A 22,540-nucleotide genomic window follows, 5' to 3' on the forward strand; every position below is an offset into this window, starting at 1 on the left:
TTATTCAACGCTTCTCAACCATGCAATTTCTTCTGCCCACTTGCTTTCATCGGGTGTTTCAAGAATAAGTGGCATATTATCGAATCTTGAATCTTTCATTAATCTTTCAAAGAATGCACTCCCGATCAGTCCCTGGCCTATGTTATCGTGACGGTCAACATGACTGCCTAATTCTTTTTTAGAATCATTCAGGTGCATACCACGCAGATACTCGAAACCTACTTCTTTTTCAAATTCGTCAAAGACTTTATCGTAATCATTCACTATGTCATATCCCGCTGTATATGTATGGCAAGTATCCAGGCAAATACCTACACGGCTTTTATCATTCACCTGGTCGATGATATATCTTAATTGCCAGAATTCACTTCCTAAATTACTGCCTTGTCCCGCAGTATTTTCAATAACGGCCGTTACTCCTTTAGTCTTCTCCAAAGTCAGGTTGATACTTTCTGCAATGAGTGCGAGACAATCCTCTACGGAGATTTTATTCAGATGGCTGCCGGGATGGAAATTGAGAAGTTTCAGTCCTAATTGTTCGCAGCGTTGCATCTCATCTAAAAAGGCAGCTCGACTTTTCTCCAATCCTTCTTCTTCGGGGTGTCCCAAATTAATAAGGTAACTGTCATGCGGTAAAATATAGTCTGTTTGGAAATTGTACTTAGTGCAATTTTCTTTGAAAAGACGGATGTTTTCTTCTGTCAATGGTTTACTCACCCATTGACGTTGATTTTTAGTAAACAGGGCAAAGGCATTTGCTCCAATCTCATGCGCATTGACAGGGGCGAATTCTACGCCGCCGGATGCGCTTACATGTGCTCCAATGTATTTCATCTTTTATTCTATTTAAATTTTATCTGTTGATATAACATTTATGCAGGTTTCAATGTTTGCGTAGAGTACCAACATAGGCAAAGATACAATTTTTTAGTAGTAAACTCAATGCTCATTATGATAAAGGTACAGTGATCTACTGTCTTTTTATATCCCACATCTCAGGTATTAATGGTTGAGTTGTCAGATGTTAATATCTGAGATGTCAACTGTTAATACCTGAAAAGTCAGATATTAATACCTGTCATGGACATTATTAATGCTTGAAATGTGGCATAATAAGCATTGTCACCTTCAATAAAAGACAATAAAAGAAAGGAGCTATTCGTAAGTTTATAATAACCATTGAATAGCTCCATATTGTGTGCCAGAATTGAGAAATTATATCTCAAAATCCGGTAAATAGTCAGTCAGAACCTTATTGACCTGTTTCCCTTGTACTTGATCTGTGATGATAGTCGCACCTTCCTTCTTGCCGGCATCGTATTTCAAAGAAACCTTTTCCGCTTGATGGGTGACGCTGATTGCCGCTTTCCCTTTCTCCGTCAGATTGCAGGTAATAATCCAGTCGCCTACTTGTACGGTATTGCCTTGGCGAACCACTTTCATATCCGCACGGTTATTTCCATGTGTATCCATAACGGTGAGGAAACGGGCAGTTTTACATGGAATGGTAGTAGACGAAAAATGCCAGTGATTGGGATACTTCACAGCTTTTCCCTGGGCATTGGTTACATTCTTCCAATTGGTTGGAGCGCAGAAGAAGGTATCTACGATGGCCTGTTCCGTCTTTGCCGAACTGAAAAGATGAGCAACAGAGATGCCTCCATCCTTATTCTTTCCCGTAACTTTCACTTCATAAGGAAGTTCCTGCATTTCCATCGGAAGTTCTACCGTATGCAGCAGATAGCTCCATGTGACCGCTTCTTTTCCTTCCAGTTCATCATAAATCACATACACTCCCGTATTGCCTAATTGAATGATGTGCCGACGGAACATCTTCAGTTTGTTCTCATCCCATCCCTTTTCGGGAGTGTACTGCGTGCCGGAAAGTTCACCACGTTTCAACCAGATAGGAGCTGTGATCTTTCCGTAAGCATTGGAAGCGTCTCCCACCATATACGAAATCTTTTCTCCTTCATACCAACGGGGAATCCATCCGTAACCTTCCGTTCCTATAGTCTGAGTCATTCCGTTGACCAGAATACTATTGTGCGCACGGGTGTTTCGATAGGAATACATACAATGGTCATCGGTAAAACCGGTACGATGTCCGCTGCTATAGAAGATCGCCTTGCCTCCATAGAAGGTATTAAATGCATTCTGATTGGCCAATGCGTGCGAAGTTGAACCGTATGGACTGGAACGGAATGACAACATTGTGTTCTTTTCTATATCCCCCAACGAAGTATGCATCGTAGCAATTCCCGTTTCATTAAATACTTTCGTCATCGGCAACTCTGCCAATGAGTGTTCTTCTTTCGGGAGTGCCTTGTCAGTAATGCAGCGATACCAGGTCAGATCACCTGCTTTTCCAAGAAAAGACTTTTTCATGATATCCGGTTCTTTCTCCAGAATGGTACGTGCGTAGGCGGCTGCCCACGGATTATTGCATTCACGTGCTAAAGCATCCGCATAGCCGACCCGTGTCCCGTTCGGTTTCATTTTCGTTTCATGGGAGTTGCCGTGTCCCGCAGATTTGGAGAACGGAGGCTGATGATAGATTACATAGAGCGCATTGTTGTTATACCAGGGATCGGCAAAGAAATCGAAACCGCTGATACGTGAATAGAAAGCGGGAACTTCGATCAATGTACGAAGGTTGACATGGAAATAAGAGTCACCGTTGTGCCATCCTCCGTCGGTGTTGAGTCCCGGCAGACGGGATACCCATTCGTTATAGCAATAATCTACCCAAGTGGAAGCCATCGGCAATTCACCGTATGTAGCAAAAGCTGCCATATTCAGAATACGGAAAGTCATCTGCCATACATGATTGTCGGCAATACGGTTTTCCAGATGATTCACATATTCATGATAAAACTTATGGGCGTTTTCGCTGATCGTTTCGAGAAGCAACTGTTTCTCGGCAGGCGTTAACAGATTGTACCATGCATCATAAGCGGAAGTACTCATGGACAGAATCGTGGAGCGGTTGAAATCTCCTGCAAAGTACTTACTGTCTTTCCACGAAAGAATTTCGGAAAGACGTTTGATACCTTCTTTGTAGTACACTTCGTCTTTCGTCAGCAGATAAGCGCGTACCATAGCTTCTATGTTCGCTTCTTCGCGGTCTACTATCTTGCGGCTTTCCCGAATCAATGCCGAGCGATATTGTACGATGTTCGTCAATTTGACTACTTGGGTGGTATCGATTTCCTCTTCCAGATGTTTCAATGGATGATTGAGGCATTTCCTTGCTTTCTGAATATAGAGCTGCGCTTCCGGATTATTCTTGTTCCGCTCGATGATCTGATCCCAGTCTTTGGCATCGAGCAGGATACGGGGATGGCTTTGAGAGAACTTCGCCAGCACTTCTTGCAAGGAGGGAGGATTGAACGTACGTGTCTGCTCGTCCACATAGAAATGATAGACGGGCGACCATTCTTCTTTGCCGTCCTTATCAAGGTAGGCGTGCTGCCAATACCATTTCCCTTTTTCAAAGAGTTTGAAAGGATTGAAGAAAGCCCAGTTTCTTTCGGCGGTCATTACTTCCGATTTAAACTCAGGATCACGTGCGATACGGATGCGGTATGTCACTTCCGGTTTGTGATTTTCTTCTTCCACTCCGTCAAGCACAGGTCCGAGGTGGGGGAACTTATCCGGCCACATGAAACGCGGCGGATTGACTGCTATGTGCTGACCGTCCAGTGGAGAAGGTGTTTCGCGGACTTCATGCATCAGCGTCTGCTGACTCAGACGCAGGATGCTTTTCTGCGCATATCCACTATAGGAAAGCATAGCTACAAATAACAGGAAAATATAATATCGTTGTTTCATCATCTTATTTTTTTAAGAGTTCTTTCAGACTGATTGTCTTGTTGTTGATCAGCGGATGTGCCCAGAAACCGATGAAGGTGATATATCCCACAAAGAGCAGGATAGACAGCATACCTGTACGCAGGGACGTAGCATCTGCCAATGTACTCACAATCATCGGCCCGCCTGCTCCACCCACGATAGCCGAACATAAAATTCCGGCAAATGAGCCGTGATGCTGTGAAGCCGAGTTCAGCGCCAATGAGAAGACGATAGAGTACATCATGGAAATACTGAATCCGATAGCAGGAAAGGCGATTAGCGAAACATCCTTGCTTCCGAATAAAGCGGCTAGTAACAGCACTATCGTCAATACCCCCGAAACCTGTAGCAGGCGTTTGCTGTCAATCAGTTTCAGAAGAATCATTCCGACCAGACAGCCTGCCGTCATCAGTCCCCAGAAGTAGCTGACTGCCTGTGCACCTTCCGTCTGCGGGTTTACACCGTGATATTGTTCGAGGAAGGTACTCATGAAGATAGAGGTTCCTTGTTCCGTACTGACATAGCAGAAGATTCCCAGAAAGAACAACCATACATATTTCTGCTTGAACAGGGCGAGGTAGGAATCTTTCGATCCGCTTTTCTCATCTTCTTTCAGTTCAATCTTCGGGAAATGCGAAACGCCGACGGCAATCAGCATCACCAGCAACAATAAGGTAAATACCCAGTAGAGAGATACCCAAGGCATATCTTGTGGCGTCATATCCGCCAGCAAGTCAAGGATAAGGCTTTTTCCTGCTGTATAAGTGGCAGGATCAAGTTTCCGAATCAGATAAGTATATGCCAGCGGGCTTAGGAAGGAGGCGATACCGAACATAAATTGTGCCAGTTCAGCGATGAAAGCATAGTTTTCTTCTCCTCCTACAGTACGTTGGAGCGGATTCAGCACGGTTTGCAGCATTGCCATTCCCAGACCGATGATGAAAGATGAAGCTAGCAACATCGGATAAGTATGCATACAGGCGAACAGGATGGTTCCGATAAACGGCATCAGGAATCCACAGAACAAGACAGGCTTTTCACCGAAACGGTCGATCAGTAGTCCGGCAGGGATGGACATAATGGCGTAAGCCAGAAAGAAGGAAGTCGGGATAAACCCCGCCATCGCAAGATCGCTCAGATTGAAATTGTGGATAATGTCCGGAATAAGCGGTCCCAGAATATTGGTAATAAACGAGATAGTGAACCAGAACGCCATAATCAGCGCCAGCATTCCTAGATTTTTCTTCATAATCTTAAATAAGTTGAGAAGGTTTTCTGCTCTTCATTTAATTCGGTTTTCTATTTAAAAAGAGGGAGGCGGCACCGATACTTCCGGCTTTGTTGCCTAAAGAGGCTGCCATGATTTCCGTGTTCACGGCACAGTCGGGGATGGCATAGCGAAGGGCTTTCTCACTTACTTTCTGAATATAAAAGTCTCCGGCTTCGGACAGTCCTCCGCCGATAACGACTCTTTGAGGGCTGAAGATATTAATAAATCCGGCAATGCCGTGACCGAGGAAATCACAATGTTCGTTCAGCGACTCAGCCGCAATCTTATCTCCTTGTTTATAGAGACGGATGATCAATTCTCCGTTTATTTCTTCATTCGGATAAGAGATGCCGGCTTCGGCTATCCGTTTGCTGAAACGACGGACCAGTGCGGCAGTGGAAGCATAATGTTCAAGGCATCCTATTGAACCGCAGGCGCAAGGTTCACCATTAGCTATCAAGGGGACATGTCCCAATTCAGTACCTCTATTGGCGTATCCGTTAAACAGTTTGCCGTCAATTATGACTGCGCCACCGATACCGGTTCCTACAGTCAGAAAGACCACATGAGTGGCTCCGTTTCCGGCTCCGTACATCGTTTCGCCGAGTCCCATCAGATTAGCGTCATTTCCCAGTTGGGTAGGAAGTCCGGTCTCTTTTTCCATCCGGTCTGCCAGTTTCAGATTTTCCCAGCCTTGAATATTCTCCGCACCTCCCAATACGATACGATTCGTACAATCGACAATTCCCGGTGTCCCTATCCCGATACCGGCTATCGTATATTCCTTTGCTTCGGCAAAGGTTTTCACTTCATTGACTGCCTTGACTAATTGCCCGATGACAGCTTCGGCTGATACGTCGGCATTCGACGGTAGCTTCCCTTGAAAGTGAAATACGCCATTATTATCAATAAGAGCGTATTTCACAGAAGTCCCGCCAAGATCAATTCCTATAGCGTATTCTTTTTCCATATAACTAGGTATGTTTTAAATTCGTTTATACTGTGCCATGCTTGTGCCACCGTATTGGCACGCTTGTGCCAAAGGCTTGGCATAGCAGTGCCAACAGCTTGACACAACTGTGCCAACGGCTTGGCACAAGCAAAGCAACTGTTTTCTTTCATATACCAGTTTATACTCTTTCTGCCCAGATAGGTGAACTCCATGCCCATTGCCCGTCACGCTGGCGAACACGCACGTAGTAGTAATCTGTATCACGCTGAGGCTCTTTATCTTCCATATAGTGTTCCACAGTGAAACAGCTTTCGGGCATAGCACGATTGAAGAGAATCGCTTCGCTCAGCCAGCCGATCATGAAGTGCGAACGTGAGCCTTCGAGCAATTCGCCCAATGTGTGTTCAAACTTCTTGCCGTTGAAATCAGCAATCACTTTTCCGTCTTTCGGCATCTCTACTTCGAGGATGACAGCTTGCATGGCAGCGGTAGTCGTATTCGGATTCTTGCTGCTGTACATATCCAGTTCGGTTTCTTTTTCGTCTGCGGATACAATGCGGTTTACGTGAGTATGGAATTCTGTTTCCCCTTCTTGCGGAGAAGTGAAGGCTGCACCGCGGAAACATGGAGTGACGCTCAGAATGCGTCCTTTGTCTACAGACAATTTACCTTGCCAGTGTACATACTGCTCTTCACGGTTCCATCCGAAATCTACTTTCACTTTGCAGCGGACAGTATCACCTTCGGGGGCAACCGGAGTCAACGGACCATTCATGCGGGCCAGAATCTGACCGTTCTTGACGATATCCACATAGTCGATGCAACTTTCCCCGATAACGTTCAGATAAATGCGACGGCTGTTGCCACGCACTACGTCACCCATGAAAGCGTCGTTGAGGCGGAAGTCAATCAAAATCTTATCGCCGGTTGCGGCGCATACGTGGCGGGTGCGAAGTGCTTCCCATATAGCGTCGCGGGTCAATGACGGAGCCAGTACACCGATACGGCCGTCGCCATAACTGCCCGGATAACCCGAATGTTGGTCGGTAGAAGCCATAATACCGAATTTATTACCCAGTTCCAGACCATATTGAATGGTTCCTTCCCATTGGCGGGGGCCCATATCGTGCAAGTATGGATAGTCACCCTGATCGCTTTCGGCCAGACCGTGACGGGAATACATTTCTACGAACGGGGTCTGGTCTCCTTCGGTAAAGCATTTCCAGTTATAGCCGCGATAACCACCCTGATAGCCCATATGGTGAGGAGTGATAAATACTTTGTGTCCTTTGGCTTTCTGTTTCCAGTCTTCGATGGAGGTACACTCTACAAGCGGTGCATCGAGATCGTAGTTCAAGGCAACATGGTCGCCATGTTCCATGCTGTGTGCTTCATATCCAACGAAAGTGAGGAATTCTCCTTCTTTATTATATTCGTTTGTCATGGCTACGTACTTCTCATATCCGCCTTCGCGCAAACGTTTGAAAGCACCGGTATGGTAGTCGATTACCCATTTCAGGCGTGGATCGTCTGCTCCGGGGATATCCGGCCACATGGCGTGGGGTGTTACACTTACAAAATCCAACTGTCCTTTCGCTGCTTCAAAAGCATCGCGCATATCGCCGTGTCCGTATGTGATGTTACAATGGTTGTGCAGGTCTCCCCAGTACATTTTGAGGTCACTTGCCGATGGCATTTTCTTTTTGGCTTCTTTACTTCCTGCCGCACAAGAGCCGAGCAGGCTGCCGGATGCTGCCAGTCCTAAAAAAGACCAGCCAGTATTCTTTATAAAATTTCTTCTGTCCATGATATTATTGTTTTGGGTTATTTATCGATTTTCCATCAGTCTTCTGTCTCCTTTGAAAAGCACTGTCTCTTTTTCATCGGGATCATTGTCTTTATATTGTTTCTGAGTTTCTTCAAGTAGTTGCATCAACTCTTTTTGTTTCTTAGCATATTCCGCTTTTCCGAAGATATTGTTCATTTCTCTCGGATCGGCTTTCATGTCATACATTTCCCATTCGTCAATGTCGTTGTAGAAATGAATCAGTTTGAAGTCCTGCGTGCGAATGCCGTAATGACGTTTTACGGAGTGTTCTGCCGGATATTCATAATAATGATAGTAGGCTGCTTTACGCCAGTCGGCAGGAGTCTTGCCTTCGTTTTCCAATACTGGTTTCAGTGATGCTCCCTGAATATCAGATGGCACTTCTACACCGGCAAAGTCAAGGAAAGTGGGGGCGAAGTCTACGTTCATGCTAATGGCGTTGCTGGTGCTTCCGGCTTTAATGGCCTTCGGATAACGGATGATAAGCGGCATACGCTGACATTCTTCGTACATGAATCGTTTGTCAAACCAACCGTGTTCACCCAGAAAGAATCCTTGGTCGGAAGTATAGACAATAATGGTATTGTCCAGTTCGCCGATCTTTTCGAGATAATTCAGCAGACGACCGATATTCTCGTCTACAGCCAGAACGGTAGCCAGATAATCGCGCATATATTGCTGGTATTTCCAGCTGATTAATGCCTTGCCTTTCAGGTCGCCTTTGCGGTATTCGGCAATGCGCTGTGCATAGGCGGAATCCCATTTGTCCTGTACTTCTACAGGCATGCGCTTATAAACGCTATACAGGCGGTTTGTCGTATCTTTCAGCATTTCTTCGCGAGTGAGCAGTTTTAAGTCCCAGTCATTCGTCAGCGTATGCTCGATCGACATATCTTGTTCCCGTGCCGCTTTCCCGCGTCCTTCGTAGTCATCGAACAGGTTTGCGGGTTCGGGGAAAATAGTATTGTTGAATATACCCAGATGGCGGGGGGCGGGCATCCAGTTACGGTGGGGAGCTTTCTGATGATACATCATGCAGAAAGGTTTGTTCTTGTCGCGGTTTTCGAGGAAATCGATTGCCTTGTCAGTGATAATATCCGTTGCATATCCTTTTTCTACGATGTGCTTTCCGTCTTCCCAGAAGTCAGGGTCGTAGTAGTCGCCCTGCTCATGCTGGCCGCTGAGTATGCTCCAGTGGTCAAATCCCTGCGGTTCGCTGATAAGATGCCATTTACCGATCATGGCAGTCTGATAACCGGCTTGTTGAAGTAGTTTCGGGAATGTCTGCTGATCACCGTTGAAGGTGCTTGCATTATCGGTAAAGCCGTTCTCATGGCTGAATTTTCCGGTGAGGATGCAGGCACGTGAAGGACCGGAAAGGGCATTGACTGCATAACAATTGTCAAAACGGATACCCTCATTGGCTATACGATCCATATTGGGAGTCTGGATGAGGTTGCCACCATAGCAGGACATAGCTTGGGTGGTATGGTCGTCGGTCATCATGAAGATGATGTTCGGACGTTTGGTTTCTTCTTTTTTCTGGTTGGCACAGGAAGCGAGGCTTAGTGCAGCCAATGGAAGCAGTAAGGTAGAGGGATTGCTTTTCATGATAGAAATAACATCTGATGATAAAAAATGACCAGTGAGGAGCCGAGGTCTTTTCCGTAGCGGGCATATATCCGCATGGAAATCTGGCCTCAGTGCCTCGCTGGTCACTGGATTATAATTTATATTTTAATGACTGTTTCTTGCCGTTTACTTTCACTTCTATTTCCAGTCCGTTTTCATCGAACGTTTTGTTCTTGAACTTAGCGTCAAATTTAGGGGCATCTGCGCTCTTCTTGACTGGGTAAATAACTGTGATGTAACGTACCGCATTCTCATTGTCTTTCTTTACGTTGAATGAAACATTCATACGTTTGTAGCGCTTGCGATATGCAGTAGAACACCATCCCGGCTCTTTTTTCATGCTCATGCCTTCAGGGCCGAAGCATTGAAGTTTCATGTTGCTTCCATCCTCGAATTGAGTCAGGAATGTCATGTCTTCGCGGCTGTTGGCTATCTCACCTTTCGGCATCTGATAGTGCAGGTTGACAGAACCTTTGGCGCTGCCTGATACTTCATCTACAATGACAAAGTAGGTATTGTCTACGAAGAAGACCGAACGGCGGTGCTTGAAGTTCTTGTAGCTTGGGTTTTCTGTAACCAATGTCTGGATATTGCCTTCCGGCTGCCACAGTTTAGTAACAGATTCGGTTGTTTCCAGATTTTTATTGTCCAGAGTCACGGTGTTGTGTACGGAAGTCTGACGGTGCCAGTTGCGTTGTTCCATCACTTCGCCTTCACCTGCATATACATACGAACCGGAGTCGGGGAACAGGTTCTTGCCGTTAAACCACATTTCGAAAGTACCGTTATCCGGCTGACAATGCCAGAAACCTTTCGGACCGGCTTTTACTACCATTTGTGTAGCATCCATTCCCCCAGGAATTGCGGAATACAAAGAAACCTGACTTCAGGAAACCTTTCGACATATAATCAGGTAATGCACCCTCTTTGCCGTCTGTTGCCAAATACTTGATAGTTTCGTTTTTGGGGAACAGTTTGCTCCATTCACGATAGTTCTTCAGCATTTCTTTTTTTTCTGTGATTTTAGCATCACTGAAACATGGATTTGTGTAATCCGGGAAAGAAATATTAGTATAGAACATGATCATCTTTTCGATGGTATCCAGATATTCCTGTGGAAATTCATTACGGAATCCGTTAACATCTGCAATACCCAGTGCCTTGCAGAAGATATTGATAGCAGCAAGGTGGTAATGCGGGTCAAGTTCAAACTGACCGCCATCGTTGTAAACCTGTACGTTTATTTCACGGTTCAGAATGTCGATACCGCTTTTTCTCCAGGCCGGAGCTTCTTTAAATTCCGGGAAGAATGCACCTGCATAAATCATACGCTGAGCTTCGAACAACAAGTGATTACCCTGATCAGAGTAATTAGCCAGAATATGTACGGCATGTTTATGATAGTTCACCAGAAATTCAGTCAGGAAATCCGGAGTGAAAGAAGGAGAGGGGAGGAACAACTGGAACTGGGTAGTCTGATCCTGCAGACGATTACTTACTTCCAGCGGACGCCATGCGAAACGTACATTTTCCACTTCGCCTTTAATCTTACCGTCACTTACCAGTTCGTATTCTTTCTTGTCCATCTTCACCAACGGATTCTTTTTGATCCAGTCGATGTATTGGTATGCCCATTCTTTGGCATATTTCTCGTCACCCGATACACGGTATGCCTTACCCATCGGAGTAAACCATTTATGACGGTGCAACTGCCAGCGGAGTTCATTGTCTTTCACCGGCCAGTATTGCCAGTTGATATCTTCTCCGTAGTTGTAAGAAGGCTGGTAACCTTTGTGAACAAAGAATGTATGTTTCAATCCGTCGTCCGCCCATTGCTGTTCTTCTTTGCCGATAGTGATCTTTTTCAGATTAATATCCGGAGTCTTCACATTCGTACGTGCACGGTAGTAGTCGAGCAGTGCTTTTGCGGCATCCTCATCTTTGCCTTCCTGATGTAAGGCTTTTACTTTCTCCAATCCGGGGTAGTCCAGGTTGAGAAGCGAGAATACCTCGCTTTTCAACTCTTGGGCATAGCCTTTGCCTACGAAACAAGCAAATGTCAGCAGGACGATATATTTCAGAGTTTTATTCATGATATCATTTATTATTCTGCAAATTACAATTTAGATTTGAATTTTCTCAGCTATGTTACTCAATAACTTTCACCTCTCCATTCTCCAATCTCAACTTCTTCAAGTCCATGAATCTCTTCAATGCTTCCAAATAGTAGTAGTCAGCATAATTCAGCGGAGTATCGATTTCAGAACCGTTAGGCAATGATCCGACAGAGTGCATTAAGATGAATCCCTGGTTTTCGCCGACTTTGGCAAGGTATGCGTCGCTTGAAAGGCTTTTCAGAATTTTTTCTGCATAATCCAGATATTTCTTTCCGTTGGGTACCATTGTGCTAAGTTCAATGAATCCTGCGGCTGTTACAGCAGCAGCCGAAGCATCGCGTGGAGTCTCTTCGGTGACAGGAGCATCGTAGTCCCAGTAAGGAATTGCATCGTCTGTTTTCACGCGCTCCATGATCATGTCGGCTATGTTTACGGCAAAGTTCAGGAAGGTAGTGTCATTTGTTTCGCGGTAGCAGGAAGTGTATCCGTATACAGCCCAAGCCTGTCCGCGCGACCATGAAGAATCGTCGTTTTTACCCTGGTGAGTCTGTTTGCGTTCTACTGTGCCGTCGTTGTTATAGCTTACTACATGCCAGCAAGTATAGTCAGGACGGAAATGATTTTTCATCGTAGTGATAGCATGCTTGATAGCGACATCCTTGTATTTGTTGTCGCCTGTCCATTTGCTTACAGTGAACAGAAGGTCCAGATTCATCATGTTATCGATGATTACCGGGAAGTTCCAGCTGCCAAAGTCCCATGAACGGATGGCTCCGATTGAATCGTTGAAACGTCCGCTCAGGTTATCGGCAGTTTCTTTCATGACAGCTTTGATGGTATCGTTAGGAGCCAGACGCTCAGCGTTTCCGTAGCTGCAGTTGATCATAAATCCCAAATCATGTGTACCTTTATAATAGCGTACCGGATTCAGCAGGTTTGTATATTGAATGGCATCCGCTTTCAGTGTATCATTTCCGGTCAGTTCGTATGCGTACCACAGTGATCCGGGGAAGAAACCGCTTGTCCAGTCGTATACTACACATAAACGACGTTTGCCCATTTGTTCGGCAGTAGGTTGCGGACGAAGTGAATCCTGAAAAGTGGAAGGATCTCTTTCTAATTGGCGGCAGAGGAAATCCATGTCATATCCGGTGCGGATTGAACGTGGAAGCTTACCGGTTCCGTCAATTTCTTCTGCTGTAAGTTGTAACTGGGCAGAAGCTACATCCAGCCCTTTCTTAATCCAACTGTAGTCTTCCTTTGGAGTTGTCTGGCACGATGCAAGTGCAATGGCAACCGAAGCAAAGAGAACAAGTTTCTTTTTCATGTTATTCATTTTAAGTGATTGTTTTTAGAAGTTTTGTAACTGATGCAAAAGTAGATGAATGGGTTTAAATTATGTGATAGGATTGTTTAAAAGGCATTCAATACCTGCTTTTCTAGTTTTGAATTTGTCGAAAATGATTTTAATATTCTCCAATATGCCGTGTCACGGGCATATTGGAGAGAGTTTTATTCAGTTACCATTTGGGATTTTGATTAAATTGGATGCACAAGTCCATGTCCCGTTGTGGAATAGGGAACAGCTCATGTTTGCCTTCTTCTGTATAAGTGGCTACTGAATAATTTGGTGATCCTGTACCTTCCCACCAATAACCTAATTCTTTAGCGGTCGCTTGCACTGTTTTATAATAAATACCCCAACGGATTAGGTCTTGACGACGGTGTCCTTCAAATGATAATTCATAACTGCGTTCTTTGCGGACTGCTTCACGAAAACTTGTTTCATCGAGTCCTTGTGGCAGATCGCATGCGCTTGTGTTACTTGGATTGCCATAACCGCGGCGACGTACGGCATTGATTGCATTATATGCCTCAGTATCGGGACCATGTTTCCATTCGTTTAATGCTTCTGCATAAAGCAATAATACGTCTGCATAGCGTAAGAAATACCAGTTCACATTAGATTTATCATTGTTGATGAAACTATTTGTTGTTACATACTTCTGAATATCCCATTTTGCAGGAGTATAGTTTTGCTTATTTTTCTGAGCTTTAGTAGGATCAGCATCTTTCTCTGCTGCACTTTCATCTGTATCACTGGCGCCGGCTACCCAAAGAGATTTTTTTGTGTCAGTATATTGGTAGTTGGCTATAGATAAATCACGACGGATATCCGATACATCTTCTCTCCAGTCAAGCACAAATGTATGAACTACTTTTACGTTAGCTGCACAACTTCCGCGTACACCTGCAATAGCGGTTGTTTTAACTCCGTTCCACTTACCGATACGTCCTACCGGATCACTGTTGCCTGATACTGTCGGTGAGTAAAATGATATTTCAATCAAACTTTCAGTCGGGTCCCAAGTGCCATTACAGGTATTCTTCCATAGTTGTTCGTAATCTTTCAACAGTCCATGTTTGCCGGATTCTACCAAAATGCGTGCGGTTTTTGCAGCAGCTTCCCATTTGGATTCATCCTTTACCGGATAGCCAGCCCAGGTAGCATAAACTTTGGTCAATAAGCCTAATGCTGCTCCTTTTGAGAAACGATAGTCGTTGCTTTCGCGATATTGGTCATCTGTCGCGTATGGTAAAATGTCACAAGCGTACAACAAGTCGTCTTCTATGTATTCGTATACCTTTTCTGGAGCTGATTGTACATATGTAGCCGGATTCTGATTTGACATCTGAGTACTTGTCATTAAGACAACATTTCCAAATCGGCGTACTAATTCAAAGTAGAACATACCTCTTAAAGCTCTCGCTTCCGCAATGTATAAGGTGGCGAGTTTTTTGTCAGTTGTAGTATATGATCCTATTTTATTTGAGATACGTTCCAGAAAATCATTTGCTCTGTAAATACCGGTATAAAGTGCTGCCCATGTTTGCTGTACTTCAGACTGAGTGGTTGGGAATGAGTTTGTCGGAATGATACGGAAATTTTCATTACCGCTACCTTCCACTTGTGAAATATCCGTTCCCAGGTTAAAGAGTATGGATAAGTAATATCCATACATGGCATCTAAAGTGTTTGTACGATAAACTCCAAGCAATACGTCTTTTGCTTCCTCCGCATTGTTCATGTAGTTTTTCTTTTCTACTTCAGTTCTGGTTTCTTCCTCAAGTGAACAAGAAAAAGGAAGCAAACACATTACCGACATTGCTATATAGTATATTATTTTTTTCATGTGATATGTTTTATGAATTAGAATTGAAGATCGATACCAAATGTAAATACTCTACTTTTTGGATAAGCACCCCAGTCCAGTCCCGGAGTCATCGGGGTATTGCTTGCGCTGTTTACTTCCGGGTCATAGCCGCTATATCCGCTTACGCAGAACAGATTCTGACCGGTTGCATACAAACGGAGTCTGGATACATGAAATTTACGAGTCCATTTGTGCGGCAAAGTGTATCCTAAAGTTACATTCTTCAGACGTAAGAATGATCCGTCTTCTATAAAGCGGGAATATACATCATTTACAATATATCCATCCTGTGAAGGAACCAGGTTGGAAGTATTTGTCGGGCTCCAACGGTCAGCTACTTCAGCCAGCATATTTCTACGTCCGTTTCTGGATTGTGTAGAATATAGACGAGTTGCATTATATATGTCATTGCCATAGTTGAACTGAAGCATGAAGCTGAAGTCGATACCTTTATAGTCAAATGTATTTGTAATACCACCAAACCATTTGGGCATAGCGTTACCAATTACCGTGCGGTCATTGGTCGTGATTATGCCGTCGCCATCTTGGTCTTTATATTTAACTACTCCTGGTTTCACAGTGCCATATCGTGCATTGTTTGTAACACCTTCTTTCAATATCAGTTGATTGTCTGGCGTAGTATAGAAGTCAGAACTTTGATAAACTCCGTCGAATTCATATCCATAAATCAAGCCGAGTGATTGGCCTACAGTAGCAATATAATCATAAGCAGTAAAGTTGCTGTCGAATCCGGAGCGGGCGTACATCGATTCAACGCCTGAAGCTAATCCTTTTAATGTGTTTTTGATAAATGAAATATTGAAGTTGGTTTGCCAACTGAAATCACGTGTCTGAATATTAGTCGAATTTAAGCTTAGTTCAATACCCTTGTTCTGAATCTTACCGATGTTTTGCATCTGTGAATCAAATCCGGTAACATGGGCAAGTGACTGTGCTAATAATAAGTCTTTAGTGTTTTTGACAAAGAAGTCGGCAGTAACATTTAATCTGTTGTCAAGAAAACCTAAGTCAACACCCAAGTTGATAGTGCTTGAACCTTCCCACTTCAAATTAGCGTTTTTCAGTTGTTTAGGAGTCAATACAGTTACCGTATTATTGCCTACGCCATATTTACTAGCTTCGTAAAGATCCATAGAAAGGTAGTTGGAGATACGGTCATTGCCTACAATACCCCAACCCAAGCGAACTTTGAAGTTAGATACCCAATCAACATCTTTCATGAATGCTTCCTCGGAAACACGCCATGCGGCAGAAAATGAAGGGAAGAATCCCCATTTATTTTTGTTAGAGAAAACAGTAGAGCCATCTGCACGAACTGTTGCCGTCAGTAAATAACGGTTATCGTAGTTATAATTTCCACGTGCAAAGAATGATAGCAACATTTTTTCGCTATAGCTGCTTTCTACTTTACTAGGTGTTGCACCCAGACCAAGGTAATCATTTCCTAAGTTATCGAATGGGAAATCCATTGCTTCGCCTAGTAAATATTCAGTGCTTCTGAAAGAAACTTCATGCCCTAACATAACATCGTAGTTGTGTTTCTTAACCTTCTGTTTCCAAGTCAGATTATTGAAGTTCGTCCAACGTACGTCGCGTCCCATTTGTGTACGTCCATAAGGCTTCTGACCGTTACGATAAGCCTCCTTGGAACCATCTTTGTAGAAAATATTTGTACGGTTATTAGTGGTGTTATAGGTTCCGGCAGTTTTAAATGTCAATCCTTTAATAATCTGCCAGCTTATCGAACCATTACCAGACCACATTTCGGCGCGTTTGGTATTTGTTACTGATTCAGTTTGTTTCACTGGATTCACTTGTGCCAAGCTTTCGCCAGATTCGAGCATTTCAGGGTCAATAGCTGAATCAAGAAGCTCATCATCAGTCAGCTTTAATCCCCCAGTAGGACGGGCACTTAAAATCTGCGCTAACATATTGAAACGACCGGAGTCTGCGGATGTACCTACACCTTTACGGTTAGTCAGTGCATAATTGACGGTGATATTGAAAGACAAACTTTTACTTAACTTTTGGTCAAGGCGAAACTTTCCTGTGGTTTTATCGAAACCACTGTTCTTGAAAATACCGTTTTCAATATAGCGTGAGAATGATGCGTTGTATTTAGAATCATCTGTACCTCCCATGATTGACAAACTATGGTCTTGTGACCAGGTAGGATTGAATGTTTCATCCTGCCAGTTAACACCTTTAACACCCATATAGTCATCAAGTGACTGATAACGGTAGGGAATATCATTATCGTCATTTCCCGGCTTGAAGTAGGAGTCTGAATATTTTGAATTAACTTCTCCTTGTAACTTAACAAATTCGTATGGGGAAAGAACGTCTAGCTTTTTAGATATTTTACGATAACTGGCTGAACCATTGTAGGTAATTGTCGGTCTTCCAGTTTTACCGGATTTGGTCGTGATTAATACCACGCCATTAGCGGCACGCGCACCATAGATAGCGGAAGAAGAAGCATCTTTTAAAACTTCAATAGATTCGATATCAGAGTTTGACAAATAGTCGATATCGTCTACTTCAAAACCATCGACAATATAAAGTGGAGAAGAATCTCCTGTCAATGTGCCGACACCACGAATATTGATGCTGAAGCCAGCGCCTGGAGTACCGTCAGTTGATGTGATTTGCACACCGGCAATCTGACCTCCTAATGCGCCTGCTACAGAACTTGTCTTGAAGCCTTCTACATCTTTGGCGGCGATAGAAGCTACAGAACCTGTCAGGTCACTACGTTTCATAGTACCATAACCTACTACGACCACTTCATCTAGTGTCTGATTGTCAGGAATCATCTTTACGTTAAGCGGCGATTGGCCTGTGAATTTAATTTCCTGTGTCTTATATCCAATATATGAGAATGTAATAACCGCACCTTTATTAGCTTTGATTGTGTAATTTCCATCAAAGTCGGTTATACTTCCCGTTGCGGTTCCCTTAACCTGAACAGTTGCTCCGATGAGAGGAGTATCTGTTTCATCTACAATAACACCTTTTACAGTAGCGTTCTGGGCATGTAAGCTGATCGACATGATCAGTGCCAAGAGGGTGAACAACCCTCTTGCGCTAATTGATTTTATTATATTTGTATAGTACATAACGTGTATTTTTGCATGTATTTATTAGAACTTAGTATCAAACCAAATAAATATCGGAGAAACCCGTGCCCCGCTTGTTGCAGCTTGTGGATCTTTTCCGGTGACGTCATAGGTTATCTGACCAATCATGGCCCCGTTAGCGTAGCCGTCTTTGTTGCGCCACAGATTTGGGTTAATGTGTACTTTGAAGTCTGTTTGGTCAATGTAACCTAACGCTTTGCTTAAATTAGTAGTGTTTTCAAAGTAAGACATCGGTTTTCTGGATGTACCGGCTGTCGCATCATAAGAATTCCACATTTCCGATAAGAAGTTATCTACTTTTTGTGCCAATGCCCCACTTATATGTGAATCTGGACCAGCTATATTATAGTAGAAGAAGTCACGGCGATAGTCTAATCTGAATGTAGATTTATCTATACCTGCTCCTAAACTTGGAGCTATTGACTCACCACCTCTTGCCGGATTTACCTGGAAGACAAACGGAGTATACTCTAATTGTACATTACTGTCTGAAATCATTGAGAAATGGAAAAATACAGGTTGTTTTACAGAAACTGCCGTTTTTCCTTCTCCGGCTGTTGCGGTAACCATTACCATGCCACATTGTCCTTGTTTTAATCCGGTTATTGTAATCTGTCCGGTAGATTCATTAATAGTCGCTTTTGTATTATTGGGATTATGTTTCAATTCTACTTCCCACTTTAGTGAAGACAAACCATCTTTGGCATCTGTTGCTGTTGGAACCGGTTTTACAGAGTTAAGTTTACCGCCTGCCTCAATTCTGAATTGATCGGCATAGTTTTCAATAGGAGTTAATCCGAGGTTATTTCCGTAGCGGAAATAAGTAAAATAGTTCGGATTTGCTGTGATTGTTAATGTAAATGTAGCAGTCTCTGAACCTTTGGTATTGGTAGCCATAACCTGAACTGTATATTGCCCGACAGGAATCTTGTTTCCCTTCTTAATGGCGATGTTTCCATCCAGATCAAGAGCTAATTCACCTTGAAGGTCAGTTGGCAGATTTACAAATTCATATTTCACTTCATCACCTTTGAAATTCTCATTTTTGTTAATGTCGATTTCTACAGCTTGTACATCGTTTACATCAGCGTATCCGAAGTTAGCTATCGGTTCTATAAATTCAACTGTATTTAGTGTGAATACATTCTCGAATACTACGCCTTCTGGAGAAAATTCATTGATAGCCTTCACACTGATTTGATATTTTTCTCCATCCTTGAATCCATGATGAGCCGCTACAGACAATACGCCCGTTGTCGGATCAATTGTGATTTTATCCGTATTCGGACTAACTGAACTGATACTGTATACAAGCCCTTCCGCAGAACCTTTTAATGCGGGAATATTACTTTGGAAAGTGGTCTCAGGACTACGCTCTCCTTCTTCCTCTATTTTTCCTTCATCAGGAGTGTATATTAATGAAAGTGGGCGGGAAGTTACATTGATTTCCAACGCATTCTCGAAAATTCCTTTTTCAGGATCCTCTCCAGTTGCGGCAGTTGTCAGTTTGAATGATAGGATGTACTTACCAGGCTGAATGTTTTGATTTCCTTTGATGATGGAAATTTCACCTTTATCTGATACAGCAAAGTAGTCTTCGGGACTTTCTACTGCAACTCCATTCCACATTGCAGAAGCAATGGTGTAGTTTGAAATAGAAATATGATTTCCTTCAGTTCTAATTTGAGAGGTGGGCAGTTCATTGCTGCTTTCTGTGTCGATAATATCTGCATATTCTACCTGTAGTTTCTCCGGATCTGTTTTGATTCCATCAGGCACAGGTTTCATCATGTTGATTTCCACAATGTCGGTATATTCATATCTGTTATTGTTGGAATAACATGCGACAGATAGTTTGTATAGTCCGACAGGAGTATTGCTTGTACTATTTAAAGTAATTTTTCCTGTTTCCGAATCAATGGCGAAGATGCTATCGGAAAACGGTTCTCCATCAAGAGTGATTCTGGTAATGGCAAAATCGTATGGAGTGCCGCCTTTGTAAGTCGGGCTACTGATAACTCCTGTCATAGATGGACCGATATCAGTCATTCCTGTATAATAAATAGTAAACTTCGTAGAGTCAGTAGTTTCTGTATCCGAACAGGAACTATTGACTATTGTCACTGCAATTACTATGAGGACTCCTAGTAATCTTGAAGTAATGTTTAGTAATTTAGATCTCATATTTTAAGAGTTATTAGTTTATAAGGTATAAGATAATGTATGTGTCTCTCCATTCACACTTACTTCTACAGAAGCGCTGTTTTCGGAATATCCGCTATCTATGAATTTGGCTGAGATACTGGACGTATCAGTACTTCCATTGACTGGAAGAATAACTGTAATGTAACGTGCGGTTTCATCAGCACTCTTATTCATATCGATGGTATAAGATTGACGTGTGTTGTAAGCCCCGTCTACGAGATAGGCTATACGCCCCGTGAATGGAGAACAGGTTACTGCTTTATTGGCAAAAGTGCGGACTATAATGTTATTATTATTGCTGAATGCTGTATGGACTCCATTTTTATCTGTATCCATAACAACTTCGCTGGCAGTGCCTTCGCAAAGATTGAAACTTAGATTAATAGTACCTTCTGCATTTCCAATACCTTCATCTACTAATACAAAGAATTTTTTGTTTACGTAAAAGACTGCACGACGGTGCTTTAAGTTATCATATCCTTGATTCTCAAATACAACTAATTCAGTCGCTCCTTCCTCTGATTTCAACAGTTTGCCTGCTGCCTTTTTGATATTCTGTTTTCCGATTGATAAAGTATTGTGTTTATCGATACCACGGAACCAGTAACGTAAGTCATTGTCTCCACCGCTGGTATAATAAGTACACACACCTGAATCAGGGAAAAAATTTCGTCCGTTATGGTAAAGTTCGAAAGTTCCATTATCTGGCTGGTTATGACTATAAGCACTAAGTGAATTAGAAGCATCATTACTCTTGTTATTGCTTAAAATCATGACTGTAGAAGCCGGTGTCCAACCATTTCGTAATACATAATATCCTGCCTGGTCGAATAGCTTCATATCATTATTGGGGGTACGTCCCTGTGCTGTTCCACCATTTCCGGCAGTTTGCATATATTTCAATTCTTCACTATCCGGGAACATTTCCACATATTGCTTAAAGTTCGTATTTTTAAGGACATTACGTGTCCGGCTCCATGAGTCGTTGAACATTGGGACCACATTATCGGAACCCTTGATAAAGTAATTAGGATATGTGAAGTACATCACTACTTCTGCTGCTTTACGCAGTGGTTCTGTAAAATCTGACGGCAATTTACTGGAGAGTTGGTTTGCCTCTGCTAATTTCATTGCCTCGTAGAAATCCGCAACGATACCGATATGATAGTGGAGCGACATTTCCTTGTGCCATCCGTCACTCATAATTTGATTTTGTACTTCTTCGCTAAGTATCTGATATCCTGTATTCATCCATTTCTCCGCATTCTTAAATTCCGGCATTAACGTTCCGGCAGTAGCCAATGCATTCGCTTGTGATATAAGTATGTTACCTCCTGATTCATACGGATAATCTACGAGAAAGTCTGCTTGTTCTGCAAATTCTACCAAGAATGTAGAAAGCCATTCCGGAGTAAAATTAACAGAGTTCTTGAAGTATTCAAGCAATTGTACTTGGTCACCGATACGGGTAGATACCTGTAACTGCCACCATGAGGTAGTATTAGGTCCTGTTGTAGGCTTCGGATTGTTTTCTATCCAATTCTTATATACCTCAATCCATGATTGAATGTATTTCTCATCTCCACTTACACGGTAAGCTTTGGCTTGGGGGATGAACCACTGATGGCGATGAAGTTGTTTCTGATATTCATCAGATGCATCTTTCGGTGAATACTCCCAGTTTATACCTCCGTCTTGTTTTACTGAATAGGGTTTCAGGGTTTCCTTATCTTCATAGAAGTTGTTAACATGAAAGCGATAATCTACCAGTGCATAATCAGCTTTTGCCTGCTCTGCTTCTGAGATCGTCACATTAATTAAAGATAAGTTCGGATTTGTAACATTGGTTCTCGTTCTATAGTATTCCAATAAAGCATTGGCTGCATAATAATGTTCGCCTGCCTCGTAGAATTCTTTAACTTTTTCCAGACCGGGGTAGTTGAGGTTGATAGCCTCGAATACTTGAGGATCAACAACATCGTTTGGTTTGGCATCAGGAAGCAGATCTATATCTACATTCCCTCCGGTTAATAGATCATCATCATCGTCTGCGCATCCACTAAATGCGAATAGCGCACAAAAGCAAATAAAGAAGATGTTCTTCATACTTTATTAGGTTTTATAATTATTAAAAGTGTTATTTTACTGTTGCAAATGTAACCTCATTAATTAGATTCTTTAATTTAGGTTGTTCATACTTTGTTCAAAAATGATTTTTTTGATATCAAATTTGTTGAGACATATGTTGTTTTTGTTTAAAAAAGCTGTTTATCTCCTGTATCCTAGTTTTTTATGTGTCATAATG

At 42.8% G+C, this 22,540-nt stretch carries 11 protein-coding genes and 1 pseudogene; all 12 read right to left on the reverse strand.

Features of this window, described 5'->3' with window-relative positions:
• On the reverse strand, nt 1-834 hold the full coding sequence (gene nfo / locus HMPREF9007_RS19750) for a deoxyribonuclease IV (protein WP_008760367.1): 834 nt from the start codon (nt 832-834) through the stop codon (nt 1-3).
• A 381-nt stretch (nt 835-1,215) separates the two neighbouring features.
• Nucleotides 1,216-3,837 carry a DUF4962 domain-containing protein gene (locus HMPREF9007_RS19745; RefSeq protein WP_008760368.1) on the reverse strand — a complete coding sequence of 874 codons (2,622 nt, stop codon included), beginning with the start codon at nt 3,835-3,837 and terminating at the stop codon, nt 1,216-1,218.
• Between the two features lies 1 nt (nt 3,838).
• Nucleotides 3,839-5,104 (reverse strand): sugar MFS transporter, encoded by a 1,266-nt coding sequence (locus tag HMPREF9007_RS19740; RefSeq protein ID WP_008760369.1) that lies wholly within the window; start codon nt 5,102-5,104, stop codon nt 3,839-3,841.
• Between the two features lie 37 nt (nt 5,105-5,141).
• On the reverse strand, nt 5,142-6,095 hold the full coding sequence (locus HMPREF9007_RS19735; RefSeq protein WP_008760370.1) for an ROK family protein: 954 nt from the start codon (nt 6,093-6,095) through the stop codon (nt 5,142-5,144).
• 160 nt (nt 6,096-6,255) lie between these two features.
• Complete coding sequence (locus HMPREF9007_RS19730) at nt 6,256-7,884, reverse strand: Tat pathway signal sequence (RefSeq protein ID WP_008760371.1); 1,629 nt, start codon at nt 7,882-7,884, stop codon at nt 6,256-6,258.
• A gap of 21 nt (nt 7,885-7,905) precedes the next feature.
• On the reverse strand, nt 7,906-9,516 hold the full coding sequence (locus tag HMPREF9007_RS19725) for a sulfatase (protein ID WP_008760372.1): 1,611 nt from the start codon (nt 9,514-9,516) through the stop codon (nt 7,906-7,908).
• A 112-nt stretch (nt 9,517-9,628) separates the two neighbouring features.
• Nucleotides 9,629-11,630: pseudogene (gene hepC / locus HMPREF9007_RS19720) on the reverse strand (heparin-sulfate lyase HepC).
• A gap of 55 nt (nt 11,631-11,685) precedes the next feature.
• Complete coding sequence (locus tag HMPREF9007_RS19715) at nt 11,686-12,990, reverse strand: DUF4995 domain-containing protein (RefSeq protein ID WP_008760373.1); 1,305 nt, start codon at nt 12,988-12,990, stop codon at nt 11,686-11,688.
• 184 nt (nt 12,991-13,174) lie between these two features.
• Nucleotides 13,175-14,848 (reverse strand): RagB/SusD family nutrient uptake outer membrane protein, encoded by a 1,674-nt coding sequence (locus HMPREF9007_RS19710; RefSeq protein WP_008760374.1) that lies wholly within the window; start codon nt 14,846-14,848, stop codon nt 13,175-13,177.
• 17 nt (nt 14,849-14,865) lie between these two features.
• Nucleotides 14,866-18,009, reverse strand: a complete 3,144-nt coding sequence (locus HMPREF9007_RS19705; RefSeq protein WP_008760375.1) for a TonB-dependent receptor — start codon at nt 18,007-18,009, stop codon at nt 14,866-14,868.
• Nucleotides 18,010-18,033: 24 nt separating this feature from the next.
• Nucleotides 18,034-20,214 (reverse strand): surface glycan-binding family protein, encoded by a 2,181-nt coding sequence (locus tag HMPREF9007_RS19700; RefSeq protein WP_008760376.1) that lies wholly within the window; start codon nt 20,212-20,214, stop codon nt 18,034-18,036.
• An 18-nt stretch (nt 20,215-20,232) separates the two neighbouring features.
• Nucleotides 20,233-22,341 (reverse strand): heparin-sulfate lyase HepC, encoded by a 2,109-nt coding sequence (gene hepC, locus HMPREF9007_RS19695; RefSeq protein ID WP_008760377.1) that lies wholly within the window; start codon nt 22,339-22,341, stop codon nt 20,233-20,235.
• Between the last annotated feature and the right edge of the window lie 199 nt (nt 22,342-22,540).

The sequence above is a fragment of the Bacteroides sp. 1_1_14 genome, from assembly GCF_000162515.1.
Taxonomy (GTDB): domain Bacteria; phylum Bacteroidota; class Bacteroidia; order Bacteroidales; family Bacteroidaceae; genus Bacteroides; species Bacteroides thetaiotaomicron.